At 61.8% G+C, this 24,813-nt stretch carries 22 protein-coding genes; 11 read left to right on the forward strand and 11 right to left on the reverse strand.

Going from position 1 to position 24,813, the window contains the following annotated elements:
• Nucleotides 1–20: 20 nt before the first annotated feature.
• From M3P21_RS05255 to M3P21_RS05280, 6 genes are all read left to right on the forward strand, one after another.
• Entirely contained in the window at nt 21–899 is an 879-nt protein-coding gene (locus M3P21_RS05255) for an RNA polymerase factor sigma-32 (protein ID WP_249707444.1), read from the forward strand.
• Nucleotides 896–1,717 (forward strand): ChaN family lipoprotein, encoded by an 822-nt coding sequence (locus tag M3P21_RS05260; RefSeq protein ID WP_249707445.1) that lies wholly within the window; start codon nt 896–898, stop codon nt 1,715–1,717. The genes M3P21_RS05255 and M3P21_RS05260 overlap by 4 nt, the downstream gene beginning before the upstream one ends.
• 80 nt (nt 1,718–1,797) lie before the next feature.
• Nucleotides 1,798–2,994 carry a bifunctional phosphopantothenoylcysteine decarboxylase/phosphopantothenate--cysteine ligase CoaBC gene (gene coaBC, locus M3P21_RS05265; protein ID WP_249707447.1) on the forward strand — a complete coding sequence of 399 codons (1,197 nt, stop codon included), beginning with the start codon at nt 1,798–1,800 and terminating at the stop codon, nt 2,992–2,994.
• A gap of 15 nt (nt 2,995–3,009) precedes the next feature.
• Complete coding sequence (dut, locus tag M3P21_RS05270) at nt 3,010–3,465, forward strand: dUTP diphosphatase (protein WP_249707449.1); 456 nt, start codon at nt 3,010–3,012, stop codon at nt 3,463–3,465.
• The gene (locus tag M3P21_RS05275) at nt 3,465–4,508 is read left to right on the forward strand and encodes a HesA/MoeB/ThiF family protein (protein WP_249707451.1); all 1,044 of its coding nucleotides are present in this window, start codon (nt 3,465–3,467) and stop codon (nt 4,506–4,508) included. Before dut ends, M3P21_RS05275 begins: the two co-directional genes overlap by 1 nt.
• A 94-nt stretch (nt 4,509–4,602) precedes the next feature.
• Nucleotides 4,603–6,615 carry a M3 family metallopeptidase gene (locus M3P21_RS05280; RefSeq protein WP_249707453.1) on the forward strand — a complete coding sequence of 671 codons (2,013 nt, stop codon included), beginning with the start codon at nt 4,603–4,605 and terminating at the stop codon, nt 6,613–6,615.
• A 31-nt stretch (nt 6,616–6,646) separates the two neighbouring features.
• Here the strand turns inward: M3P21_RS05280 and M3P21_RS05285 are convergent, their stop codons facing one another.
• The 8 genes from M3P21_RS05285 to M3P21_RS05320 all read right to left on the reverse strand — a co-directional run bounded on the left by M3P21_RS05285 (nt 6,647) and on the right by M3P21_RS05320 (nt 15,975).
• Nucleotides 6,647–7,579, reverse strand: a complete 933-nt coding sequence (locus M3P21_RS05285) for a 2-hydroxyacid dehydrogenase (RefSeq protein ID WP_249707455.1) — start codon at nt 7,577–7,579, stop codon at nt 6,647–6,649.
• A 15-nt stretch (nt 7,580–7,594) separates the two neighbouring features.
• Entirely contained in the window at nt 7,595–8,734 is a 1,140-nt protein-coding gene (gene rodA, locus M3P21_RS05290) for a rod shape-determining protein RodA (protein ID WP_249707456.1), read from the reverse strand.
• Entirely contained in the window at nt 8,731–10,677 is a 1,947-nt protein-coding gene (gene mrdA, locus M3P21_RS05295) for a penicillin-binding protein 2 (protein WP_249707458.1), read from the reverse strand. The genes rodA and mrdA overlap by 4 nt, the downstream gene beginning before the upstream one ends.
• A complete protein-coding gene (locus M3P21_RS05300; RefSeq protein WP_249707460.1) occupies nt 10,674–11,213 on the reverse strand; it encodes a rod shape-determining protein MreD in 540 nt (179 codons plus the stop codon). Before M3P21_RS05300 ends, mrdA begins: the two co-directional genes overlap by 4 nt.
• Nucleotides 11,206–12,120 carry a rod shape-determining protein MreC gene (gene mreC / locus M3P21_RS05305; RefSeq protein WP_249707462.1) on the reverse strand — a complete coding sequence of 305 codons (915 nt, stop codon included), beginning with the start codon at nt 12,118–12,120 and terminating at the stop codon, nt 11,206–11,208. Before mreC ends, M3P21_RS05300 begins: the two co-directional genes overlap by 8 nt.
• A 79-nt stretch (nt 12,121–12,199) precedes the next feature.
• Complete coding sequence (locus M3P21_RS05310; protein WP_249707463.1) at nt 12,200–13,246, reverse strand: rod shape-determining protein; 1,047 nt, start codon at nt 13,244–13,246, stop codon at nt 12,200–12,202.
• A 140-nt stretch (nt 13,247–13,386) separates the two neighbouring features.
• Nucleotides 13,387–15,345 (reverse strand): bifunctional 2',3'-cyclic-nucleotide 2'-phosphodiesterase/3'-nucleotidase, encoded by a 1,959-nt coding sequence (locus tag M3P21_RS05315; RefSeq protein WP_249707464.1) that lies wholly within the window; start codon nt 15,343–15,345, stop codon nt 13,387–13,389.
• Between the two features lie 183 nt (nt 15,346–15,528).
• Nucleotides 15,529–15,975, reverse strand: coding sequence for an SRPBCC family protein (locus M3P21_RS05320; protein WP_249707465.1), 447 nt, complete (start codon nt 15,973–15,975; stop codon nt 15,529–15,531).
• 112 nt (nt 15,976–16,087) lie between these two features.
• On the opposite strand from M3P21_RS05320, the gene M3P21_RS05325 reads away from it, so the two are divergent.
• Nucleotides 16,088–16,780: a helix-turn-helix transcriptional regulator gene (locus M3P21_RS05325; protein ID WP_249707466.1), complete on the forward strand. Its 693-nt coding sequence runs from the start codon at nt 16,088–16,090 to the stop codon at nt 16,778–16,780.
• 118 nt (nt 16,781–16,898) lie between these two features.
• Here the strand turns inward: M3P21_RS05325 and M3P21_RS05330 are convergent, their stop codons facing one another.
• The gene (locus tag M3P21_RS05330) at nt 16,899–18,473 is read right to left on the reverse strand and encodes a 2-isopropylmalate synthase (RefSeq protein ID WP_249707467.1); all 1,575 of its coding nucleotides are present in this window, start codon (nt 18,471–18,473) and stop codon (nt 16,899–16,901) included.
• Nucleotides 18,474–18,732: 259 nt separating this feature from the next.
• On the opposite strand from M3P21_RS05330, the gene M3P21_RS05335 reads away from it, so the two are divergent.
• Complete coding sequence (locus M3P21_RS05335) at nt 18,733–19,398, forward strand: SDR family NAD(P)-dependent oxidoreductase (protein ID WP_249707468.1); 666 nt, start codon at nt 18,733–18,735, stop codon at nt 19,396–19,398.
• Between the two features lie 3 nt (nt 19,399–19,401).
• Here the strand turns inward: M3P21_RS05335 and M3P21_RS05340 are convergent, their stop codons facing one another.
• Entirely contained in the window at nt 19,402–20,799 is a 1,398-nt protein-coding gene (locus M3P21_RS05340) for a 2-isopropylmalate synthase (protein ID WP_249707469.1), read from the reverse strand.
• 156 nt (nt 20,800–20,955) lie between these two features.
• On the opposite strand from M3P21_RS05340, the gene M3P21_RS05345 reads away from it, so the two are divergent.
• The 3 genes from M3P21_RS05345 to M3P21_RS05355 all read left to right on the forward strand — a co-directional run bounded on the left by M3P21_RS05345 (nt 20,956) and on the right by M3P21_RS05355 (nt 23,889).
• Nucleotides 20,956–22,614 (forward strand): NAD+ synthase, encoded by a 1,659-nt coding sequence (locus tag M3P21_RS05345; protein ID WP_249707470.1) that lies wholly within the window; start codon nt 20,956–20,958, stop codon nt 22,612–22,614.
• Nucleotides 22,615–22,811: 197 nt separating this feature from the next.
• Entirely contained in the window at nt 22,812–23,099 is a 288-nt protein-coding gene (locus M3P21_RS05350; RefSeq protein WP_249707472.1) for a hypothetical protein, read from the forward strand.
• Nucleotides 23,100–23,268: 169 nt separating this feature from the next.
• On the forward strand, nt 23,269–23,889 hold the full coding sequence (locus tag M3P21_RS05355; RefSeq protein ID WP_249707473.1) for a peptidoglycan-binding domain-containing protein: 621 nt from the start codon (nt 23,269–23,271) through the stop codon (nt 23,887–23,889).
• Nucleotides 23,890–23,916: 27 nt separating this feature from the next.
• Here M3P21_RS05355 and M3P21_RS05360 read toward each other — a convergent pair whose 3' ends face one another.
• Nucleotides 23,917–24,798, reverse strand: a complete 882-nt coding sequence (locus M3P21_RS05360; RefSeq protein ID WP_249707474.1) for a hypothetical protein — start codon at nt 24,796–24,798, stop codon at nt 23,917–23,919.
• Nucleotides 24,799–24,813: the final 15 nt, after the last annotated feature.

Here is a 24,813-nt window from a genome sequence, read left to right on the forward strand (position 1 = left end):
CGACATTCTGGGAGGACTGAATGGCACTGGACACCTCGAACGATAGGGCGATGTCGCGTCAGGCGATGAAGGCCGAGCTTCTGGATGCCGAGACCGAGTTGCGGCTTGCCTATGCTTGGCGGGATCAGCGCGACGAGAAGGCATTGCACCGTCTGATCACGGCCTATATGCGGCTGGCGATTTCGATGGCGGCCAAGTTCAAGCGCTATGGCGCGCCGATGAATGACCTGATCCAGGAGGCCGGGCTTGGCCTGATGAAGGCAGCTGACAAGTTCGACCCCGATCGCGGCGTACGCTTTTCGACCTATGCGGTCTGGTGGATCAAGGCGTCGATCCAGGATTACGTGATGCGCAATTGGTCGATGGTGCGCACCGGCTCGACCTCGTCGCAGAAATCGCTGTTTTTCAACATGCGCCGGGTGCAGGCCCGGCTGGAGCGCGAGGCCGCCTCGGATGGTCTTGCGCTGGACCGGCACCAGTTGCATCAGCAAATCGCTTCGGAAATCGGCGTGCCGCTGCGCGATGTCGAAATGATGGATGGCAGGCTCGCGGGGTCGGACTTTTCGCTCAACGCGGTGCAGGCCGCCGACGAGGATGGGCGCGAATGGATCGACGCGCTGGAGGATGATGGTGAACAGGCGTCCGAGACTGTTGAACACCGTCACGACACCGCGCAATTGCGCGAATGGCTGCTGACCGCCATGCAGCGTCTGAACCAACGCGAACGCTTTATCGTACGCGAACGCAAGCTGCGCGACGTGCCGCGCACGCTGGAAAGCCTGGGGCAGGAGCTTGGCCTGTCCAAGGAGCGCATCCGTCAGCTTGAGGCGGCGGCGTTCCAGAAGATGCGCAAGAGCCTTGAAGCGCAGTCCAGAGAGGTGCAAGACTTGCTCGCATGAGATATGCGTTTGTTTGGCTTGCTGCCGTTGCCGTGATCCTGGCCGCCCCGTTTCGGGCGGCTTTTGCGTCTGACCTGATCCCGCAGGACATACTGGATCGGATGAAACAGTCCGATGTGGTGATTCTGGGCGAGTTTCACGACAACGCCCGCCACCACCAGATACAGGCCGAGGCGGTGCGCGCGTTGCAGCCCAAGGCGGTGGTCTGGGAGATGCTGACCGCCGAAGGGGCGGCGCGGGTGAACCGGAACCTCATTTCCGACGAACAGAAGCTGGCAATCGAGTTGAAATGGGAAGAGTTGGGCTGGCCGCCGCTCGAGATGTATCTGGACATATTCCGCGCCGCCCCCGATGCGCCGCTACACGGGGCGCTGGTGCCGCGGGCCGCGGCGCATAGCGCGATGGAGCGCGGCGCAGCGGTGGCGCTGGGTGCGGATGCCGCGCGCTATGGTCTGACGGTGCCCTTGCCGCCCGAGGAACAGGCCGCCCGGATCGCCGACCAGTACGCCGCCCATTGCGAGGCCCTGCCCGAAGAGATGTTGCCACAGATGGTCGAAGTTCAGCGCCTGCGCGACGCGGTTCTGGCCCGCGCCACGATTGAGGCGCTGGCGGACGATGGCGCGCCGGTCGTGGTGATCACCGGTAACGGGCATGCCCGCAAGGATCGCGGCATTCCGGTTTATCTTGCCCGCAGGCAGCCCGGGGTGAGGGTCTTTGTTCTGGGTCAGTCCGAGGATGGCCGCATTGATGGCGAATTTGATGCGGTGATCGACAGCCCCCCCGCCGAGCGCGAGGATCCCTGCAAGGCTTTTGAGTGATCCCCCAAGTGGATTCGGCACTGGCGGATTTCGCGCCGCTTGCCTAGTGTTGGCGCAATTTTGAACCGCGAGGGTCCGTGATGCTGGCATCCAAGAAAATCCTGCTGATCGTCGGGGGTGGTATCGCCGCCTACAAGGTGTTGGAACTGGTCCGGCGTCTGCGCGAACGCGGCGCTTCGGTAACCCCGGTGTTGACCCGCGCGGGTGAGGAATTTGTCACGCCACTGTCGCTGTCGGCGCTGGCGGGTCAGAAGGTCTATCGCGATCTCTTTGATCTGACCGACGAGGCCGAAATGGGCCATATCCAGCTGTCGCGCTCGGCCGATCTGGTGGTGGTAGCCCCTGCCACGGCTGATCTGATGGCCAAGATGGCGGGCGGTCTGGCCAATGATCTGGCCTCGACCCTGCTTCTGGCCACCGATACGCCGGTGCTGATCGTGCCTGCGATGAATGTGCGGATGTGGACCCACCCGGCGACCGGGCGGAACCGGGCGCAGCTTGCCGCCGACGGGGTGCGTTTCGTCGGGCCGAACGAGGGCGACATGGCCTGTGGCGAATACGGTCCGGGGCGGATGGCGGAGCCTGCGGAAATACTCGCGGCCATCGACAGCCAACTGGGCGACAAGCCTCTGGCGGGCAAGCGTATCCTTGTCACCTCGGGCCCCACCCATGAACCCATCGACCCTGTGCGCTATATCGCCAACCGGTCGTCGGGCGCGCAGGGCACGGCGGTGGCGCGCGCGCTGGCCGCGCTGGGGGCTGATGTGGTGTTTGTAACCGGGCCCGCTGATGTTCCCCCGCCCGAAGGGGTCGAGGTGATCCGGGTCGAGACGGCGCGCAATATGGCCTCGGTGGTCCAGACGGCGCTGCCGGTCGATGCGGGCGTCTTTGCTGCAGCGGTCGCCGACTGGCGGGTGACCAGCGCCTCGGACCGCAAACTGAAGAAAACCCGCGATGGGGTGCCTGCGCTGGAATTCGCGGAAAACCCCGACATTCTCAAGACCGTGTCGCATCTGGAAGAAGATCGCCCGCCGCTGGTTGTGGGCTTTGCCGCCGAAACCGAGGATGTGGTGGCCAATGCAACGTCCAAGCGGACGCGCAAGGGCTGCGACTGGATCGTGGCCAATGATGTCAGCCCGGCGACCGGTATCATGGGTGGTCAGGAAAATGCCGTGATCCTGATCACCGATGACGGGGCCGAAGAATGGCCGCGCATGCCGAAAGAACTGGTGGCCCAGAAACTCGCACGCCGCATCGCGGATGCGCTGGCTGACTGAACGGGAGAGATGTCCATGGTATCCATTCAGGTGATCCGCCAAGAGGGGTCCGACCCTTCGGTTCCGTTGCCCAGCTACGAAACCACCGGCTCGGCGGGGGCGGATCTGCGCGCCTGCCTGCCTGATCGCGGATCGATTGTGCTGGAACCGGGTTCCCGGGCGCTGGTGCCCACCGGGCTGCGGGTCGAGATCCCCGCTGGCTATGAGATTCAGATCCGGCCGCGCTCGGGGCTGGCCCTGAAATACGGCATCACCTTGCCCAACGCGCCCGGAACCATCGACAGCGACTATCGCGGCCCGTTGGGGGTGATCATGATGAACGCCGGGACCGAGGCGTTCGAAATCACCCATGGCGACCGGATCGCACAGCTTGTCGTGGCCCCTGTGGTGCAGGCGCGGTTCGATCTGGTCGATGGCCTGTCCGACACCGCGCGCGGCGCGGGCGGGTTCGGATCGACAGGAACCGCCTGATGCTGCTGGTCTTTGCCGTCGCGGCGGCGCTTTGGGGGCTGGGATGGGTGCTGGATGTGCCCCGGCGGAGCCGGATCGGGGTGGTGGCTGGGCTGTTTCTGGTTGTGATTTGCCTGCAGCTTCTGCTGCCGGACGGGCACCCGGTACGCGAGATGACCGGAACATCGCCCGCGCTCTGGCTGCTGCTTGCGGGGTTTGGTGCGGTGGCGGTGTTTTATGGCCGTTTCGTTTCGGGTATGCGGGCCAAGGTCCTGAATGCCGAACGCGAGGGGCCTGCAAAGCCGGGCGGTGCGTTTTCGGACACCGAACTGGAGCGCTATGCCCGCCATATCGTGCTGCGCGAACTTGGCGGGCCGGGGCAGAAGCGGCTGAAACAGGCACGGGTGCTGGTCATCGGTGCGGGCGGGCTGGGGGCACCCGCGCTGCAATACCTGGCAGCGGCAGGTGCCGCGACCATTGGTGTGATCGACGACGATGTGGTGGAAAACGCCAACCTGCAGCGGCAGGTGATCCACCGCGATGCCGATATCGGGATGCCGAAAGTGTTCTCGGCAAAACAGGCGATGGAGGCACAAAACCCCAATGTGGTCGTGCGCCCCTATCACCGCCGCCTGACCGAAGAGATCGCGGCAGAGCTGTTCGCCGATTATGATCTGATCCTCGACGGCAGCGACAATTTCGATACCCGCTATCTGGCCAACCGGGTGGCCGTGGCGCAGGGCAAACCGCTGATCTCAGGGGCGTTGTCGCAATGGGAAGGGCAGATCAGTGTGTTCGACCCGCAATTCGCCGGCCCCTGTTATCAATGTATCTTCCCCGAGGCCCCCGCGGCTGGTCTCGCTCCGTCCTGCGCCGAGGCCGGAGTGATCGGACCCTTGCCCGGTGTTATCGGCTCGATGATGGCGCTGGAGGCGATCAAGGTGATCACCGGGGCAGGTGCGCCTTTGCGTGGTGAAATGCTGATCTATGACGGGCTTTATGGCGAGACGCGCAAGATTGCGTTGAAAAGGCGCGACGATTGCCCGGTCTGCGGGGCGGCCTGACCCGCCGCGCCAACCCCGTTCGAAACGCCTTTTTGCGTCCTGCTCTGGACCATCCCGCCCTGCACACATAGCTTGGCCCGCAAAGGAGAACTGCATGACCAACCCGATCCTTGCCGACTGGGCCACCCCTTTTGCCATCGCGCCATTCGATGCCATTTCTGACGATGATTTCACCTCTGCGCTGGATCAGGCACTTGTGGCTCATAATGCCGAGATCGACCGCATTGCCGGAAATCCCGAGGCCCCCGATTTCGCCAATACCGTCGAAGCTATGGAGGCGGCAGGGGCGGATCTGGACAAGGTCCTGTCTGTTTTCTTCACGGTTGCGGGCGCTGACAGCAATCCAGCGCGCGAGGCACTGCAACGTGACTTTTCACCCCGGTTGGCGGCGCATTTTGCGGACATCTCGGGCAACAAACCCCTGTTCCAGCGCATCGCCGCCGTCTGGCAGGCCCGCGACAGCCTGGACCTGAACGACGAGCAGCAGCGGGTCCTGATGTTGACCCATCGCGGCTTTGTCCGCGCCGGTGCGGCGCTGGAAGGGGATGCCGAGGCGCGGATGAAAGAGATCAAGGGGCGGCTTGCCACGCTGGGCACCGACTTCACCCAGAACCTGCTCGCCGATGAGCGTGCGTGGTTCATGGACCTCTCCGAAGACGATCTCGAAGGCCTGCCAGACTTCGTGGTCGAGGCCGCTCGTAGCGCTGGGGTTGAGAAAGAGGCGACAGGCCCTGTGGTCACGCTATCGCGCTCGCTGATCGTGCCGTTCCTGCAATTTTCACCGCGCCGAGATTTGCGCGAGAAAGCCTATCGCGCCTGGACCGCACGTGGGGCCAATGGTGGGGACACCGACAATCGCGGCATTGCGGCTGAGATTCTCACCTTGCGCGAGGACCGTGCGCGATTGCTGGGCTATGACAGTTTCGCTGCCTACAAGCTGGAAACCGAAATGGCCCGCACCCCGGAACGGGTGCGCGACTTGCTGATGCAGGTCTGGACGCCAGCCAAGGCGCAGGCGGATGCGGATGCAGAAAAGCTGACCGCAATGATGCAGGCCGACGGCGTCAATGGACCGCTCGCAGCATGGGATTGGCGTTACTATGCCGAGAAACGCCGCAAGGATGAACATGATCTCGATGAGGCCGAACTCAAACCCTACTTGCAGCTCGACCGCATGATCGAGGCGGCCTTTACCTGCGCCAATCGCCTCTTCGGTCTGGAATTCGCACCGCTGGATGTGCCGCTCTATCACGCCGACTGCCGAGCGTGGGAGGTGACGCGCGATGGCGCGCATGTGGCGGTGTTCATCGGTGATTACTTCGCGCGTGGTTCGAAACGCTCGGGCGCGTGGTGCAGTGCGATGCGCTCGCAGGCGAAATTTCCGCAAACGCAGACGCCGGTGGTGATCAATGTGTGCAATTTCGCCAAGGGTGATCCGGCGCTGCTCAGCTACGACGACGCGCGTACGCTGTTTCACGAATTCGGCCATGCGCTGCACCAGATGCTGTCGGACGTGACCTATGAGAGCATTTCGGGCACCTCGGTGGCGCGCGATTTCGTGGAACTGCCCAGCCAGCTTTATGAACACTGGCTGGAAGTGCCAGAGGTCCTGGAGGAGTTCGCAACCCATGCCGAAACCGGTGCCCCGATGCCGCGCGACATGCTGGACAAGGTGCTGGCGGCGGCGAATTTCGACATGGGGTTCCAGACGGTGGAATATGTCGCCTCGGCGCTGGTCGATCTGGCCTTTCACGAGGGGGCCGCACCGGCTGACCCGATGGTGCGGCAGGGTGAGGTTCTGGCCGGGATCGGCATGCCTGCCGCGATCGGCATGCGCCATGCCACGCCGCATTTTGCCCATGTCTTTGCGGGCGACGGCTATAGCTCGGGCTATTACAGCTATATGTGGTCAGAGGTGATGGATGCCGATGCCTTCGCCGCCTTCGAAGAGGCGGGCGGAGCGTTCGATCCCGAACGGGCCCATGCGCTTGAGGCGCATATCCTGTCCACCGGCGGCTCGAAGGAACCCGAAGAGCTTTATACCGCGTTCCGGGGCCGCCTGCCGGGGGTCGAGGCGTTGCTGAAGGGGCGCGGGTTGGCGGCTTAGACCCGGGCGGTTCGAATCCACCGAGGCGCGTTCAGTACCCGAGGGTGCGATCCACCAGATGCAGGAACGGCTCGCCCGCCTCGCCACGGCGGATGTTCTCGGCGATCGCCAGAACCGCTGTTTCGGGGCGGGTTTCGGATGCGATATGAGGGGTGACGGTGACCCGTTTGTGCGACCAGTAGGGGTGATCGGGGGGCAGCGGCTCGGTCCGGAAAACGTCCAGCGTGGCATGCCCAACATGACCGCTGCCCAGCGCGGCCAGCAGCGCATCATCGTCGATCAGCGGACCACGCCCGGGGTTGATGATCACCGCCCCACGCGGCAGTTTGGCCAGCGTCTTGGCATCGAGAATGTTGGTGGTCGCTGGCGTGTCGGGCAGAAGCAGGACGAGGATTTCAGCACCTTCCAGCGCCGTCTGCAAACCTGACGCCCCGTCGAAACAGGTCACTTCGGGGATCGACTTGGGTGTGCGGCTCCAGCCGGTGACATTGAAGCCGAGGCTTGCCAGGGCTTTGCCTGCGGCCTGACCCAGTTCGCCCAGTCCCAGTATGCAGACAGTGCGGCTCGGGGCCAGCGGCGGCACGTCTGTACGCCAGATGCCATCCTGCCCGGTGATGTGGCGGTCCATGCCCAGATGATGTCTCAACACATGGCCCGTCACCCATTCTGTCATGCCCTGTTGCAAGCCGTGATCCACCATCCGCGCCAGCGGGACGGTCAGGGTCGGGTTGCCGACAATGCTCTCGACACCCGCCCAAAGGCTCAGCACTGCCTTGAGGCGAGCAAACGGAGCGAAGTCCCTGAGGCCGCTATTGGGGGCGTAGACGACGTAATCCACCTCGGCGGGGTCGAAGTCGGTGGCGAGGTTGAAATCGACGCCGGTGGTGATGATGGCACTGGTCAGAAGGTCGCGATACTGGGGCCAGCGGTCAGCATGGGCGGAAAACAACACGTTGACACTCATCAGGGGCGGTCTTTCCTATCTGGCCCGGTGAATATGGGCGCTTTGCACCAGTCCGAAGGCGGCCAGCAGCACCAGCATGGCCGAGCCACCATAGCTGACCATCGGCAGCGGCACGCCGACCACCGGGGCCAGCCCCATCACCATCGACATGTTGACCGCAAAGAACAGGAAGAAGTTGACCGCGATCCCCAGCGTGACCAGGGACGAGAACCGGTCGCGAGTGGCCAATGCGGTGGCGACGCAGAAGATGATGATCAGTGTATAAAGTGCCAGCAGTGAGAATCCGCCGACAAAGCCGAATTCTTCGGCCAGGGTGGTGAAGATAAAATCGGTGTGCTTTTCCGGCAGGAAGTTCAGCCGTGATTGCGTGCCTTGCATGAAGCCACGCCCCGACCAGCCGCCCGATCCCAGCGCGATCTTGGACTGGGTGATGTGATAGCCCGCGCCAAGCGGGTCGGTTGAGGGGTCAAGGAAGGTGTCGATCCGGCGATACTGGTAGTCCTTGAGCAATTGCCAATCGGTCCCGCGACTGTTGAACACAGCGGCGACCAGCCCCACACCCGCCGCGATCACGGCACCGAAATAGGCCCAGTGGACCCCGGCAAAGAACATCATCGCGCCGCCCGCGGCCAGCAGCAGGATCGCGGTGCCAAGATCAGGCTGGCGCAGCACCATGAAGGTGGGAAACAGGATCAGCAGCACCGGCAGAATGACCCAGATGGGCCGCGACGTGCGCTTGGCCGGAAGCCAGTCGTAGTAGGCAGCCAGCAGCATCACCAACGTGACCTTCATCAGCTCGGACGGCTGCAGTCGCATGAAACCCAGATCGATCCAGCGTTGCGCGCCCATGCCGACTGTGCCGACCAGTTCCACCGCAAAGAGCAACGCGATGGAGGTCAGATAGGCCACCACCGACATGTTGCGCCAGAACCAGATCGGCACCATCGCCACCACCATCATCACCGCCAGCCCCAGCGCAAAGCGTTTCATCTGCGGTTCGGCCCATGGCGTGAAGGACCCGCCCGCCACCGAATAAAGCATCAGGAACCCGACCGAGGCGACGCTGATCAGCAAGAGCGTCAGAGGCCAGTTCATGAACAGGAATTTGCGCAGCCCGCTGGGCGTCGATTTGAGGTTATGTTCAAGATAGCTCATGCGCGGTCGTTACCATCCGAGGGTGTGACCCTGTCGCGCAGCTGGTCCAGCCGTTCCTGCTGCTCCTTGATGCGTTCGCGATCCTTGGATGGGTAAGCCTCAAGCGGTGGATTGCCCTTGTAGAGCGCCTGCAGCATCACGTCGCGGGCCACCGGGGCCGCCGCCTTGGAGCCGCCGCCGCCATGTTCGACCACAACCGCTACGGCGTATTTGGGCTTGTCGAAGGGGGCGTAGCAGACAAACAGCGCATGGTCGCGGCGCTCCCACGGCAGGTCCTTGTTGCGGATCACACCCGCAGCGCGCTCTGCCTTGGTGATGTTGCGGACCTGGCTGGTGCCGGTCTTGCCGGCCATCCGATAGGCGTCTTCGATGATACGTGAGCGATAGGCCGTCCCGCGCCGGTCGTTCGAAACCGCATACATCGCGTTTCGGATATAGCGCAGGTTGCGCTCGTTGATGTCCAGCGGCTCACCCGCGCCCGAGGGCTGCTCGACGCCGTCAATGGATTTCACCAGCCGGGGCGTGACCGCGCGGCCGGTGGCGATCCGGGCCGACATGACCGCAAGCTGCAGCGGTGAGGCCAGCATGAAACCCTGACCGATCGAGGAGTTGGCCGTATCCCCGACCAGCCAGCCTTCGCCATGCACCCGTTCTTTCCAGGCCTGCGTGGGCGTCAGACCGCGGCGCACGGCGGACATCGGCAGGTCGTGTCTCACGCCCAGACCCAGCTTGTTCGCCATGGCCGAGATATTGTCGATACCGGTCTTCACCGCCACGTCGTAGTAATAGACATCGCAGCTGCGCTTCAGCGACAACAGCAGGTCGACCGTGCCGTGGCCGCCGCGTTTCCAGCAGTGAAAGCGGCGGTTGCCGACCTTGTGGAAACCGGGACAGTAGGAGGTATCGCCGGGGCCAACGACGCCCGCCTCCAGCGCGGCCAGCGCGGTGACCATCTTGAAGGTCGAGCCGGGCGGGTAGGTGCCCTGCACGGACTTGTTCGCCAGCGGGCGGTAGGGATCGTCGGTCAGGCGTTTATAGTCGGCAACCGAGATGCCGCGCACGAACAGGTTCGGATCGAAACTGGGGGCCGAGACGATGGCCCGCAGGTCACCGGTTTCGCAGTCGATCACCACCGCGCTGGCGCTTTCGCCTTCCAGCCTTGCCTGGGTATATTGCTGCAGATCGGCATCCACCGAAAGCTGCAGGTCAGCACCGGCGTCGCCCTCGCGGCGGCTGAGTTCGCGCATCACGCGGCCGCCGGCATTCACCTCGACCCGTTTGGCGCCCGCGCGCCCGCGCAGCAGACCTTCGCGCTTGGCTTCAAGCCCCACTTTGCCGATCTGGAAGCGCGGGATGCGCAGGACCGGTTCGGGGTCTTCCATCTGGCTCAGGTCATAATCGCTGACCGGGCCGACATAGCCGATCACATGGGCGAAATCGCCCATTTGCGGATAATGCCGCGCCAGCCCCACCTCGGGCGTGATGCCGGGCAGGGAGGGGGCGTTGACCGCCACTTTCGATATCTCCTCCCAGGTGACCTGATCGGCCAGCGTGATCGGCAGAAAGGCCGGTGCGCGGCGCATTTCGGCACGGGCGCGTTCCAGGTCTTCTGGATCGAGATAGATCAGTTTGGACAGATCGCTGATCACCTTCTCGACGTCGCCTGCATCCTCGCGCACGATGATGATCCGATAAGATGGTGTGTTCTGGCCCAGTATCTTGCCATTGCGGTCGAACAGCTCACCCCTTGCCGGAGCGATCAGGCGGATGTTGATCCTGTTTTCCTCGGCCAGAAGCCGGAATTCATCGGCCTGATCCACCTGCATATAGCGCATCCGCATCGCCAACCCGCCGACAAAGGCGGCTTGCAACCCGCCCACAAACAGAGCGCGGCGCGACACTTGCCGATGGGTGTATTCCAATTCCTTGGGATTGCGTTTCATGATCTGGCTCCCAGAGCATCCGCGTCCGAACGTTTCATCTTGCGCACCCCGAATACCGCCTGGCTGATCACGACCGCAATCGGGTAGAACAGGATCGTCAGAACCAATTGCGACACCGAAAGCAGCAGGGGTGGTGCACCGATCTCGGTCAGACCCAGGATCGCCCGGTCGACGGCGAAGATCGCAAACAGCACACCGGCGACGGTAAGCCATTCGGTGGCGAAATTGGTCTCGCTTGCGGGCGTTGCTGCCCGGCCGCGCAGAAAGGCACAGCCTGCCACAACCATCGCGGCCAGCAGTCCGGGTGGCTTTTGCAGCAACAGGTCGACTGTCAGCATTGCGCTCGCGACGAGCAGGGTCGGCACATAATCTGGCCGTCGCGTGACCCAGGCAAAGGTGAAGGCCACAAACAGATCGGGCGGCGCGAGGTGCCGTGGAACCGTGTCCAGCGGTAGCAGGTGAAAGAACAGGATCACGATCATCAGCCCACAATAGACAAGCCGCATGAACCAGACGCGCGAGGAGAGGCTAGCCATCAACACCGCCTCCTTGGGATTCGGGCACCAGCGCCGTATCTGACGGTCGCATCGGCCCGACAACACCGCCGGGATCGGTGACCGGAGCAGTTCCCTGATGGCGCAGGACGCGCAGGAACTCCAGCCGTTCGTAATCAGCCGAAAGCCGCACCCGCAACCGGCCCGTCGGGTCTGCGGCGACCTGGCCGATCAGCAGCCCCGCCGGAAAGACGCCGCCATCGCCCGAGGTGATGACCCGGTCACCGGGGCGCACCAGCTCGCGGTTCTCTAGAAAATCCAGCACCGGCGCGGCAGAGTTGTCACCTGCGATCAGCGCATTCTGCCCTGAAGGCTGTATGGTCGCCGGGATTGCGCTGGCCGCATCGGTCAGCAGGATCACGCGTGCGGTGTTCCGACCCACGCCCGAGATCCGTCCCACCAGCCCGATCCCGTCCATTGCAGCCCAGCCATCGACGATCCCGTCGCGCGCGCCCACATTCAACAGCACCGATTGCCGGAAGGGAGAGCCGCTATCGGCCATCACCACGCCGGTGATAAAGGTCAGGCGTGGGTCGAGCCGCACATTGTTCAGATCGAGTAACCGGGCGTTTTCCTGTTCCAGCTGCAATGCGGCCTCTTTCCAGGCCCGCATCCGCCGCAGCTCGCTGCGCAGCTCCTGGTTCTGTTCGCTCAGACGCTGGTAGCTCTGGAAATCGCGCAACAGGTTGATGGTGGCGGTGACCGGCACCATCGCCCAATCCATCGAGGGCACAACCTTGTCGGTGACCTGCGCGCGAAAGCGTTCAACGCGCGGGCTGTCGATGCGCCAGACCAGAAAGGTCCCGATCAGGCACAACAGGACAACCCCCAACAGCAGACGCTTCAGGGGTCCCGAATAGTCTTCTTGCTGTGATCGGTCCTTGGCCAAAGGGCTCCTCTCAGTGGGCGCCTACCGTCGCGGGCGGGCCCGAACGCAGTGAACTGCCCCCAAAAGAAGGGTGCGCGCCTTAGCTGTCGTAGTCAATCGCGTGGCGCAGTTGCTTTTCGTATTCCAGCGCTTTGCCGGTCCCAAGTGCAACACAGTTGAGGCTTTCATCAGCGATCGACACCGCAAGACCGGTCTGCTCGCGCAGCGCCAGATCCAGATCGCCCAGCAGCGCACCGCCACCGGTCAGCATCACGCCCCGGTCAACGATATCAGCCGCCAGATCGGGCGGGGTGGTTTCAAGCGCGGTCATCACCGCCTCGCAGATCTGTTGAACAGGTTCGGCCAGCGCCTCGGCCACCTGGGCCTGGCTGATCTCGATTTCCTTGGGCACGCCGTTCAGCAGGTCGCGACCACGGATCTGCATCGACTGGCCACGCCCGTCATCGGGCATGCGGGCGGTGCCGATGGTGGTCTTGATACGCTCGGCAGTGGTTTCGCCCACCAGCAGGTTCTGCTGGCGGCGCAGGTAGTTCACGATACCCTCATCCATCCGGTCGCCACCGACGCGGACCGAGCGGGCATAGACGATGTCGCCCAGCGACAGAACCGCCACTTCGGTGGTGCCGCCGCCGATATCCACGACCATGTTGCCGGTCGGATCGGTGATCGGCATGCCCGCGCCAATGGCGGCTGCGATGGGTTCGGCGATCAACCCGGCGCGGCGGGCGCCAGCCGACATCACCGACTGACGGATCGCGCGCTTTTCAACCGGCGTTGCGCCATGCGGCACGCAGACGATGATCTTGGGCTTGGAGAAGGTCGAGCGTTTGTGCACCTTGCGGATGAAATGCTTGATCATCTCTTCGGCAGTGTCGAAATCGGCGATCACGCCTTCGCGCATCGGGCGGATCGCCTCGATGCTGCCCGGTGTCCGGCCCAGCATCAGCTTGGCGTCTTCGCCCACCGCGAGCACCTTCTTGACGCCATCTTTCACGTGATAGGCGACGACGGATGGTTCCGACAGGATCACCCCGCGGCCCTTGACGTAAACCAGCGTATTCGCGGTCCCCAGATCGATGGCCATGTCCGACGAGAACAAGCCGCCAAGATTTCCAAACACCGACATATATGCGTGATCCTGTAGAGTGCTGCCCAGAGGTCCCGCGACTCTGACGATCGCGGGAATTTTTAACCTTATAGGCCTCTACAGATGGTGGGGGAAGGGCCGAATCCGCCTAAATCAGCGCTATTCCGCCCTTCCTGACGTCAAAGTCCGATGCGGAAGCGGGCAAATCCGTCCGGTCCGTCGCCTGCAGGCTCGATGATGACCCCTTGCACATCCTCGACATAATCGGCGGCTTTGGGTCCGGTGTCGAACAACACGCTGGTGCCGGGCAGGGGCGCGAAGGACCAGTTGGCATCCGCCTTCGGGCTGATCGTGCCTTTCTCGACGATATAGCGAACGATGACATCCCGGTTGGTGTCGGGGCCCTCGAAGACCACCGTATCGCCCATCGCGCCGGGAAATTTGCCACCGCCCCCCGCGCGGTAGTTGTTGGTGGCAATGATGAACTGCGCTTGCGGGTCAATGGGTGCGCCGTTGAAGTGCAGGTTCACGATGCGGTTTGCGTCAGGGTTGATCACCTCACCCTTGGAATCGAATTTCGAGGGCTGGCTGAGATCGATCTGATAGGTCACTCCGTCGATCACGTCAAAATTGTAGCTGGGGAAATCCGGGTTCAGCAGTACCTGATCGGCTTGACCTGCCTCGACCTGGTTAAACATGCCTGCCGAGCGTTCGAGCCAGTCCTTGACCTGCGCGCCGGTGACCAGCACCGCGCGCGCGGTATTTGGGTAGAGGTAAAGGTCCGAGACATTCTTGATCGCCACATCCCCCTTGGGCACATCGGTGAAATACTCCGGCCCACCCCGGCCCCCGGCCTTGAAGGGGGCGGCAGCTGACAGGATCGGCAGCCCCTCATGTTCGGTGCCCTTGAGCATCTGTTCGATGTACCAAAGCTGCGCGATCGAGACGATTTGCACCGACGGGTCATCGGCCACCAGCGCGAAGTAGGAATGCAGCGGTGCGTCGGTCTTGCCCACCGCCCGGCGCACATAGGCCAGCGTCGCGTCATGATCCGCCTGCACGCTGTCCAGCACATCCTGCTGGCTGTCGACCAGCGCGGTGATCGAGCGGTCCTCGTTGCGTTTCGAGATCGGGCGCGCCTCACTCGCGTGGCTGACGATCTTCCACTCATTGCCCGAACGTTCCAGCATCAGGTCGATCAGCCCCAGATGCGAGCCCCAGAAACCGCCCATCGCCGCAGGCTTGCCATGGATCGTGCCCTTGGACACATCGACCGCTGCCATACCGTCATAATCCGACGAGGGGAAAACCCGGTGATGGTGCCCGGTCAGCACCGCGTCGATGCCCTCAACAGCGGCCAGTGGGACCGAAGCGTTTTCCATACCGTCGCTGTGATCCGCCCCGCCAATGCCAGAATGGCTGAGCGCGATGATGAGATCGGCACCCTCTTCCTTCATCTGGGGCACATAGGCCTGGGCGGTGGCCACGATATCGCGGGCCTGCACGTTGCCCTCCAGATGGCGGCGGTCCCAGTTCATGACTTGCGGTGGGACAAAGCCGATCAGGCCCACTTTGATCGGATGGGTCTCACCGCTGCCATCGGTCAGCTGCTTTTCGAGGATCACGTATGGCTTGATCAGCGTCTTGTCCTTGGTCGGATCGCTGCCCAGCTCCAGTGCAACGTTCGAACTGACCACCGGGAATGCGGCGCCGGCCAACGATTTCATCAGGAAGTCGAGCCCATAGTTGAACTCGTGATTGCCCAGCGTCGAGGCATCAAAGCCCACCGTGTTCATGGCGGTGATGATCGGATGGTCGTCGCCTTCCTTCATGCCGCGCTCATAAGCGATGTAGTCGCCCATCGGGTTGCCTTGCAGGAAATCACCGTTGTCGATCAGCATCGAGTTGGTGGCCTCGTTTCGGATGTCCTTGATGATCGAGGCGGTGCGGGCCAGCCCTACCGTGTCGCGCGGCTTGTCGGCGTAATAGTCATAGGGGAAGACATGCACATGCAGGTCGGTGGTCTCCATCAGGCGCAAATGCGCTTGGTCGGCGGAGGCACGGGCCGAGAACGGATGGAGCGCGATGAAACCGGTGGTTCCGGCAAGGAAACCCCGGCGGGTGAGCGAAAGTGACATGGTATCTTCCCTGAGATTGCAGCACGACTTGGAGCAGATTGTTTGTGTCGGAATGATAGCAACCAAGATGCCCCGGCGATAGCGCCAACAGTCTGGGTGTGGGTGAAGATTTCATGACCGGTCGAAACATCCATTTGTCATCGATCGCTGAATGACAGCTTTGCAACCGGAGTCATGTGCAGTTCATCGCGCGCTGACCTTGTCCGACAGTCCTTGAAGGTTCGCATCGATAATCTTGCTCATCATCATCTTCATCATGGTCTGTCCCATCAGCCACCCAAGCGGCCCGTATTTCACGCGATAGTCGAAGGTCCAAGTGACCTTGGATTTGCCGCCCTCCGGGGTGACACGAATTTCGGAACTCGCCTCGTGCAGCAGCATCGCCGCCATGTCTGAGAGCTGCACCGTGTAACCTGCACGCGGTTTCCATTCGGTCACTTCTTCGACCAGAGATGTCCCATTGGCAAAGTGGTTTCGTCGTTTTGATCCGACCCCGACCTCTCCGTCCGTCAAAGCATCGACAGATGTGATTTCGGGTGCGAAATCGTCGATCTGCATGAAACGGCTCAAGACCTCCCACACTGCGTCGGGGGTTGCATCAATGGTAAGACTGCGTTCGTGATGGATCATGTTTGTGGCTCCATTGGCTTGCGCGCGTGATGCGCGTTTTCGATTTCCGAGCCTGTCCTAGAACTCCCCTACTCTCACCGTTATGACAGTAGTGTGAGAGGAGGGTGCAAAAATGCGTCGCACTGAACGCCTGTTTCAGATTATCCAGATCTTGCGGTCTACCCGGTCGCCGATCACAGGACGGGAACTAGCCGATGAATTGGAGATCTCACTCAGCACTCTCTATCGCGACATGGCAGAGCTTCATGCACAGCGCATTCCGATCATCGGTGAGGCCGGTGTCGGCTATGTGCTCGAAGACGGGTACGACATGCCTCCGCTGATGCTGACGGCCGACGAACTGGAGGCCGCAGCCCTGGGCGCGGCCTGGGTGGCGTCTGAGGCGGACCCTTCACTCGCCCGTGCTGTACGCGACTTGGTATCAAAGCTCTCTTCCGCCATTCCCAAAGAGCTGCGCCCGGTGGTACTGGACGGGAGTTCAAAGCCTATCCAGACGCGCGCGCGGGTGTCCGAACGCTTCGACAGCGCCCTGCTGCGCCACGCCATTCGAGAACGCTACAGGCTTCAACTCCTCTACACGGACCGCGACGGGAACATGACAGACCGGATTGTCTGGCCGCTGCTGATCGCGTTTCTGGGTCGCACGAGATATTTGGTCAGCTGGTGTGAGACCAAGGAAGACTACCGCCACTTCAAGACGGAACGGGTCGAGAAACTGAGGGTGCTCGGCAAGAAATACCCAGGACGTCGGGCCGCTTTGCTAAAGGGATGGGAAGAAGCCACCGCGAGGCGCATGCAAAACTAACATTGATCCATCGCGCAGCATTCCGAACCTAGGGGCTCAAAGCTGGCGTTAGGGCTTATGTTGTCTGCTCGCAGAAATGGGAAGCAAGGCGGATCATGTGTCCGCCTTGCTGCTTCGCTCACGTCAAGTCTTTGTAGCTGATCTCGCGCGCATCCGCGCCGGGGCCGGTCTTTTCACGCCGTACCATCAGGCGGTTCAGGGCGTGGATATAGGCCTTGGCTGAGGCCACAACCGTGTCGGTATTGGCTGACTCGCCTGTGGCGATCATGCCGTCTTCGCTCAAGCGAACGGACACCGTGGCCTGCGCGTCGGTGCCTTCGGTCACTGCGCTCACCTGATAGAGTTGCAGGCGCGCCTTGTTGGGGTGGATCAGCCGGATCGCCTTGAAGGTGGCGTCGACCGGGCCGTCGCCATGCGAGGTTTCCGAGACATCCGCGCCGTCCACCTGCATCTCGACCGTCGCCTCGGCGGGGCCGTTGGTGCCGCAGGTGACCCGCATCGAGACGAGGTGCAGATGGTCGTTCTCGTCATCCTCCTCGATCCGCACCAAGGCGATCAGATCGTCGTCGAACACCTCTTTCTTGCGGTCGGCCAGTTCCTTGAACCGCACGAAGAGATCCTTGAGCTGGTTGTCGCCCACCTCATAGCCCAGCGTCTTGAGCTTGTCGCGCAAAGCGGCGCGGCCTGAATGCTTGCCCAGCGGCAGGGCGGTGCCGGCGATGCCCACATCCTCGGGGCGCATGATCTCGAAGGTTTCCTTGTTCTTCAGCATCCCGTCCTGATGGATGCCGCTTTCGTGGGCAAAGGCGTTTTTGCCGACGATGGCCTTGTTGAACTGGACCGGAAAGCCCGAGACCGTGGCGACGCGGTGCGAGATATGCTTGATTTTGGTGGTGTCGATGCCGGTGCGCCACGGCATGATGTCATTGCGCACTTTCAGCGCCATCACCACCTCTTCCAGCGCGGTGTTGCCCGCCCGCTCGCCCAGCCCGTTGATCGTGCATTCGATCTGGCGCGCACCGCCTGCAACGGCGGCCAGCGAGTTGGCGGTCGCCATGCCCAGATCATTGTGGCAATGGGTGGCAAAGATCACCTCATCGGCACCCGGCACCGTTTCGATCAGCTTGCGGATCATCTCGGCCTTTTCCATCGGCGCGGTGTAGCCCACGGTGTCGGGGATGTTGATCGTGGTGGCCCCGGCCTTGATCGCGATCTCGATCACGCGGCAGAGGTAATCCCACTCGGTTCGGGTCGCATCCATCGGTGACCATTGCACATTGTCCACCAGATTGCGGGCATGGGTGACCGTGTCATGGATGCGGTCGGCCATCTCGTCCTGGGTCAGGTTCGGGATGGCGCGGTGCAGCGGCGAGGTGCCGATGAAGGTGTGGATGCGCGGGCGCGCGGATTTTCGCACCGCCTCGAAGCAGCGGTCGATATCCTTGAAGTTGGCGCGTGCGAGCCCGCAGATCACCGCGGTTTTCGACCGTTCGGCAATCTCGGAAACGGCGCGGAAATCACCTTCGGAGGCAATGGGAAAGCCTGCTTCGATGATGTCGACGCCCATCTCGTCGAGCAGCTCGGCAATCTCGAGCTTTTCGGCATGGGTCATGGTCGCGCCCGGGCTCTGCTCGCCATCGCGCAACGTGGTGTCAAAGATCAAGACGCGGTCTTGGTCGGTTGCTTTTGTCATGGGTATGTCTTTCTGTCTTCTGTCCTAAACCTCTGGGCGCGCAGGCATCCTCCTCTGAGCGGGCGCGCCGGACGGCACGCTCAGAGGCGGTTTAGGATCAGTAGGCCACGCAGGGACGCGCCGCAGGCGGCGTGGGTCTCTGGGATATCTGCGCGGTTGATCATGGGCCGAGTTTATACAGCGGAGCGGGGGAATGGGAAGAGCGAATTCGATCAGGGCGCGGCATTGACGTTGCTCGTCATCCTTCTATCTGCGCGGCATGGAGCGGGCATTGGTGATCGGAGCATCCGGTGGAATGGGGCGGGCGGTTACGGTCGCGCTGCGCGCGCGTGGCGTGTCGGTCAAGGCGCTGTCGCGGTCGCAAGACGGTCTGGACCTGACGGATGAAACCTCGGTCGCGCGCGTGCTGGGCGCTCTTGGCGGGCCCTTCGATCTGATCTTCGTGGCCTCGGGCGCCTTGGAGATTGCGGGGGCTGCCCCGGAAAAGACCATCCGTGCGATCCAGGCGCGGGCGATGATGGATCAATTCGCCTTGAATGCGATGGGTCCGGCGCTGGTATTGCGCGACGCTGCGCGTCTTTTGCCGCGCGCCCGGCGCTGCGTCTTTGCGGCGCTTTCGGCGCGGGTCGGTTCGATCGGGGACAACCGGCTGGGAGGGTGGGTCAGCTACCGCGCGGCCAAGGCGGCGCTCAACCAGATCATTCGCACCGCTTCGATCGAACTCAGCCGCAGCCATCGCGACAGCATCTGCGTGGCTCTGCATCCGGGGACAGTCAGAACCGGATTGACCGAGAAATATGCCGGTGGGCATCCCGTCGTCACTGCGCAAGAGGCTTCAGAGAACCTGCTTTCGGTGATCGAGGGGCTGTTACCCGACCAGACCGGGTGGTTTTTTGATTGGGCGGGCAAACCCGTTGACTGGTGACGATCAGCCGCCGTCCTTGAGCGCGCCGTTTTCCCAGGTGCCGGATTCCTCCTGACCGCCCGCATAGCGCATCGTGCCTTCGCCCTGGCGTTTGCCATTGCGGAAATTGCCCTCATAGACATCGCCGTTGGCATAGGTGGCGACGCCGTTGCCGCTGATCTTGCCACCCTGCCACTGGCCGGAATATTTGAACCCGTCTGCCATGGTGATCTCGCCCCGACCCTCACGCTGACCCTTGTTATAGTCGCCTTTGTAGACAGAGCCATCGGGGTAGGTGGCCGTACCGGTGCCATGGCGTAACCCGTCTTTCCATCCGCCGTCGTAGCGGTAGCCATCCAGATAGGTCATTACCCCGGTGCCGTGGTTCTTGGCATTCTTGAACTGACCGTTATAGACGATCCCGTTGGCATAGATCGCCTTGCCGTCACCCTCGATGACGCCGGCAATCCAGTCGCCCTCATAGCTGGATCCGTCGGGATAGACGATCTTGCCGACCCCGTCGGCCAGATCAGCCCTAAACGCCCCCTCATAGACAGAGCCATCTGGGTAGGTGACGCGGCCCGCGCCCTCGATCTGGCCTGCGTTCCAGTCGCCGGTATAGGTATAGCCATCGGTCCCGGTGAACGTACCCTGACCGTGGCGCTGATCGTCAGCGAAATCGCCGCTATAGGTGTCGCCATTGGCATAGGTCACCTTGCCGGTGCCTTCGCGGCGGCCCTCGGTCAGTGTACCTTCGTAGACATCGCCGTTGGGCTGCGTCAGGCGGCCTTCTCCGCTGATCTGCCCATCCGCCCAGAGACCGACATAGACCAGCCCGTCTGGCAGTTTGAGCGTGCCCTCGCCATGCCGCAGCCCGGCCTTGATCTCGCCCTCGTAGCTTGCGCCATCGGGGTAGGTGATGATGCCGGAGCCTTCCTTGCGGCCTGCAACCCAGTCGCCGTCATAGATATAGCCTCCGGGGCTTTGCATGACGCCTTTGCCGTGGTGTTTGGCGTTCTGGAACCCACCCTCGTAGCGCACGCCATTGGCGTAGGCGGCGATGCCCTGGCCATTGATGACACCGTTCAGCCAGCCGCCCTCGAAGGTGCCGCCATCGGAAAAGGTGATCTTGCCCTTGCCCTCGGGCTTGCCCTTGACGAAATCGCCCTCGTAGATCGAGCCGTCCGGGAAGCGCGCAACACCCTTGCCGCGAATCTCACCATCAATCCAGTCACCGGTATATTCATAGCCGTTGGGCAGGCGATAACTGCCGGTGCCATGCTGCAACCCGCCGCGGAACGTGCCCTCATAAACGCCGCCGATATCGTCCTGCTTGGTCAGAACCTGGCCATCCTGCGCAAACGCGGAGCCTGCTGCCCCGAGTGCAATACCGGCGATGATGGTCCTGCGGATCGTGTTCATCTGTGCCTCTGTCTGCTCATTTCCGCACATCGCTGCACGTGTTTCCGCAAAATTAGGACAGGCGGCCTTCGGGGGCAATGTCTTTTGCCGCATTTGGCTTTCCCTCTCGGCGTGATCTGGTAAATGGCAGACGGATCTTTACTGCATGAGGGCGGCATGGCTGACAGTTTCCGCATCACACTGGCGCAGCTCAACCCGGTGGTTGGCGACCTTGAGGGCAACGCCGCCAAGGCGCGTGCGGCATGGCAGGCTGGCAAAGAGGCAGGCGCCGATCTGGTCGCGCTGACCGAGATGTTCATCACCGGCTACAACGCGCAGGATCTGGTGATGAAGCCGTCCTTTCATCTGGCAGCGATGGATCAGGTGCGGGCGCTGGCAGCGGACTGTGCCGGGGGACCGGCGTTGGCCGTCGGAGCGCCTTGGGCCGAGGATGGCAAGCTCTACAACGCCTATTGCATTCTAAAGGACGGCAAGATCACCAGCCGGATGCTGAAGCATCACCTGCCCAATGACACGGTGTTCGACGAGGTCCGCATCTTTGATGCCGGACCTCTGGGCGGGCCATATTCGGTCGGCAACACCCGCGTAGGGTCGCCCATTTGCGAGGATGGCTGGTTCGAGGATGTGGCCGAGACGCAGGCCGAGACCGGGGCCGAATTCCTGCTGATCCCCAACGGCTCGCCCTATTACCGCAACAAAATGGATGTGCGGCTGAACCATATGGTGGCGCGTTCGGTCGAGACCGGCTTGCCGGTGATCTACCTGAACATGGTGGGCGGGCAGGATGATCAGGTCTTTGACGGCGGCACATTTGCGATCAATCCCGGCGGCGCGTTGGCACTGCGGATGCCGGTCTTTGACGAGGCGATCACCCAGATCGACCTCGAACGCGGCCCCGACGGCTGGCGCATCCAACAAGGCGAGATCGCACCGCTGCCTGACGAGTGGGAGCAGGACTACCGCTGCATGGTGCAGTCCTTACGCGACTATTGCGGCAAGACCGGGTTCGGCAAGGTGCTTCTGGGCCTTTCGGGCGGGGTGGATTCCGCGTTGGTCGCGGCCATTGCGGTGGATGCGCTGGGCGCGCAGAATGTCCGCTGCGTGATGTTGCCCTCGGAATATACCAGTCAGGCGTCGCTGGACGATGCCGAGGCCGTCGCCAAGGCGCTGGGCGTGCGATACGACTACGTGCCGATTTCCGAGGGGCGCGCGGCGATCACCAATACGCTGGCCCCGCTTTTCGAGGGCACTGAGCCGGGCTTAACCGAAGAGAACATTCAGTCGCGCCTGCGCGGTCTGCTGCTGATGGCGCTTTCCAACAAGTTTGGCGAGATGCTGCTGACCACCGGCAACAAGTCCGAGGTGGCGGTGGGCTATGCCACGATCTATGGCGACATGGCGGGCGGCTATAATCCGATCAAGGACCTCTACAAGACCCGCGTGTTCGAGACCTGTCGCTGGCGCAACACCAATCACCGCAACTGGATGATGGGCCCGGCGGGCGAGGTGATACGACCCTCGGTGATCGACAAGCCACCAAGCGCGGAACTGCGCGATGACCAGAAGGACAGCGACAGCCTGCCGGATTATCCCGAACTGGACGCGATTCTGGATATTCTGGTCGACCGGGACGGATCGATCGCCGATTGCGTGGCGGCCGGGTTTGACGCCGAGACCGCAGGCCGGGTCGAGCATCTGGTCTATATCAGCGAATATAAGCGTTTCCAGTCCGCCCCCGGTGCCCGGCTCACGCCGCGCGCCTTCTGGTTGGATCGCCGCTACCCGATCTTAAACCGGTGGCGCGGCAGAACGTGATCAGGGAATCACAACCCTAGGTATGTGTTAGCGCTTGAAGCGCAACCACATTTGTGCCACATTTGCGTCCAACAAACTCCACATTTGTGGAAGAACCGTCGCATTTCAATTGCGATTACAAAGGCTTGTCCGAGCAGCAAGGCCCGCGCATCCGACGGCGGATGCGGTCGACGTACTGAACTGCTTGGGGATATGCCATGACAGATAAATCCGTTTACGTGCCGTTTAAACGAACGGATTGGACGCCCGCGAAACCAAAGCGGAAGCCCTCCAGGGACGTGTTTTCCGAGGAAGCCATTCGCGCCTTTATGGACAAACATATCAGCGAGACCGCCGGGCCGTCCCCGCAAATGCGCGGCTTGAAAGAGCGCCGCGCGCGCGCAACGGCCCAGACCGAGCCGACACCGTTCGAGCATATGCAGACGCCCGAAGATCGCTGGCAAGGTCGGCTTGGCGCGCTGCTGAGCCGCCTTCGCAACCGGTGAGAGACCTGCCACCCATCCGAGGCCAATCAAAGCGTCCCGGCCCCAGAAAAAACCACGAAACCCTCAAGCAATCCTCAGCCCATCCGCAAGCGTGACCTCTGCGGGTCAGTTATCTGTTTTTCACCGCAGCAAAATCGGCACCCTGCCGACCCAGATACGGAGAAAAGCGATGAAACTGCTGAAGAAAGGTGCCAAGGGCGCCCCCGTCAAGAAAGTTCAGGAAAAGCTCAACAAATCCGGGGCCAAACCGAAAGTGAGTGTGAACGGGGTGTTTGATGAGGCGATGCTGACTGCGGTCAAGGCGTTCCAGAAAAAGCACAAGCTGAAGATCGACGGCATTGTCGGCGACAACACGATGACGGCGCTGGATGCGCGCGGCAAGGCGCCGAAATGGGGCGTCAAGGACATCTCGCGCGGGCTGAAGCAGTTGAAGGCGAAGCAGAAGGACCTCAACGATTCCCGGATCGAGATCGCGGTGCTGGCCGGAGAGCACCACAAGAACAAGGACCTCAAGGCGTTCTACCGGATCTTCAACATCTCGGCCGAGACCTATGCGAAATACCTGCACCAGTTCACCAAGGACATGGAGCGGATCGACGAGTTGCGGGTGGACTTCCAGCGCTACCTGAAGGGCAAACCGCATGAACAGAAATTGGCCGAGAGCGAAGCGCAGGATATCTTCAAGGAGGCCCAGAAGAAGAACAAGATCGCGCTGAAACTGGAACGCATCTTTGAACGCGACCACGATATGTTCCTGCAGAAGCTGGACGATACGGCGGTGGCAGCGTGACGAGGGCGAAGCACATGACCGTTGAATTCAGCTGTCACGTGCTTGTTTCTTCTCAATGTAGGCTTCATATCCCAGTACAAGTGCTTTCCTCTGTGGACAGTCTTGTAGGTTAACCAATTGAAGAGCGTAATAGAGAGACCAGCATTCGTCGTCCATGCGGCTGCTGGAGAAGCTGCCCTCCTTGAATACTTCACTACGAAGCTTGAAGAGTCGAAAGACTTCATGGTTTGCTTTTTCCGACCCAAGTTCATTAATAAAGTAGTTCTGACGCTTCGTTCCGTTGCCGGACGCTCCGTGAAGGTTGTGGACGCAGGCTTCGAATGCAAGCCACATCAGAATAAATCGCTCCTGGGGGAACTTCTGAGCGACTGCCTTATCTAAGAGGAATGAAGCCTCTTGCGGGACATCGCGAATCAAGGCGTCCGAGATAGGAGGAGTGTCCCATCGGTTGATGTCTTGAGTGTCAAATGGGCTCGCAAAGCTAACTTCTGAATAAGGCCCTCGATCTTGATCCAATGCCGAAAACTCAGAATGCAATATGAGCTCTCTGGCCACTGCAATTCCAAAAATCAGCCGAAGTGCACTGACGACCTGTATCGCCTTTTCGGGTGATTTCGAAAGGTCGCTTTCTGATCTAAATCCAAGAACCAGCCGTAAGTGGTTGCTCTCAGCGGGTATGGAAAGTTGCTGGTCACGAACCAGACACTGCCCATCTTCCCTATAGTACCTAAGCCATACAACACGCGCACTTTTTTCGTCAGATGGTCTCACTATGGAAACACTAACATTTTTGTAGCCATTGCGGTCTAGAAAGCGCCGGAGCAAAGGTAAGTCACTCGTTTGGAGCGCTGAGCTCCAAATAGCCTCTTCAAAGAACTGGAAGCCTTCGGCCTCCAATTCTGAAACCAACTTGGACCTACTGTA

The organism is Ruegeria spongiae (assembly GCF_023502395.1).
GTDB lineage: Bacteria > Pseudomonadota > Alphaproteobacteria > Rhodobacterales > Rhodobacteraceae > Ruegeria_C > Ruegeria_C spongiae.

Coding starts and splice junctions, on each gene's coding strand:
- M3P21_RS05255 (WP_249707444.1), top strand. CDS start 21: ATGGCACTGGACACCTCGAACGATAGGGCGATGTCGCGTCAGGCGATG.
- M3P21_RS05260 (WP_249707445.1), top strand. CDS start 896: ATGAGATATGCGTTTGTTTGGCTTGCTGCCGTTGCCGTGATCCTGGCC.
- coaBC (WP_249707447.1), top strand. CDS start 1,798: ATGCTGGCATCCAAGAAAATCCTGCTGATCGTCGGGGGTGGTATCGCC.
- dut (WP_249707449.1), top strand. CDS start 3,010: ATGGTATCCATTCAGGTGATCCGCCAAGAGGGGTCCGACCCTTCGGTT.
- M3P21_RS05275 (WP_249707451.1), top strand. CDS start 3,465: ATGCTGCTGGTCTTTGCCGTCGCGGCGGCGCTTTGGGGGCTGGGATGG.
- M3P21_RS05280 (WP_249707453.1), top strand. CDS start 4,603: ATGACCAACCCGATCCTTGCCGACTGGGCCACCCCTTTTGCCATCGCG.
- M3P21_RS05285 (WP_249707455.1), bottom strand. CDS start 7,579: ATGAGTGTCAACGTGTTGTTTTCCGCCCATGCTGACCGCTGGCCCCAG.
- rodA (WP_249707456.1), bottom strand. CDS start 8,734: ATGAGCTATCTTGAACATAACCTCAAATCGACGCCCAGCGGGCTGCGC.
- mrdA (WP_249707458.1), bottom strand. CDS start 10,677: ATGAAACGCAATCCCAAGGAATTGGAATACACCCATCGGCAAGTGTCG.
- M3P21_RS05300 (WP_249707460.1), bottom strand. CDS start 11,213: ATGGCTAGCCTCTCCTCGCGCGTCTGGTTCATGCGGCTTGTCTATTGT.
- M3P21_RS05310 (WP_249707463.1), bottom strand. CDS start 13,246: ATGTCGGTGTTTGGAAATCTTGGCGGCTTGTTCTCGTCGGACATGGCC.
- M3P21_RS05315 (WP_249707464.1), bottom strand. CDS start 15,345: ATGTCACTTTCGCTCACCCGCCGGGGTTTCCTTGCCGGAACCACCGGT.
- M3P21_RS05320 (WP_249707465.1), bottom strand. CDS start 15,975: ATGATCCATCACGAACGCAGTCTTACCATTGATGCAACCCCCGACGCA.
- M3P21_RS05325 (WP_249707466.1), top strand. CDS start 16,088: ATGCGTCGCACTGAACGCCTGTTTCAGATTATCCAGATCTTGCGGTCT.
- M3P21_RS05330 (WP_249707467.1), bottom strand. CDS start 18,473: ATGACAAAAGCAACCGACCAAGACCGCGTCTTGATCTTTGACACCACG.
- M3P21_RS05335 (WP_249707468.1), top strand. CDS start 18,733: ATGGAGCGGGCATTGGTGATCGGAGCATCCGGTGGAATGGGGCGGGCG.
- M3P21_RS05340 (WP_249707469.1), bottom strand. CDS start 20,799: ATGAACACGATCCGCAGGACCATCATCGCCGGTATTGCACTCGGGGCA.
- M3P21_RS05345 (WP_249707470.1), top strand. CDS start 20,956: ATGGCTGACAGTTTCCGCATCACACTGGCGCAGCTCAACCCGGTGGTT.
- M3P21_RS05350 (WP_249707472.1), top strand. CDS start 22,812: ATGACAGATAAATCCGTTTACGTGCCGTTTAAACGAACGGATTGGACG.
- M3P21_RS05355 (WP_249707473.1), top strand. CDS start 23,269: ATGAAACTGCTGAAGAAAGGTGCCAAGGGCGCCCCCGTCAAGAAAGTT.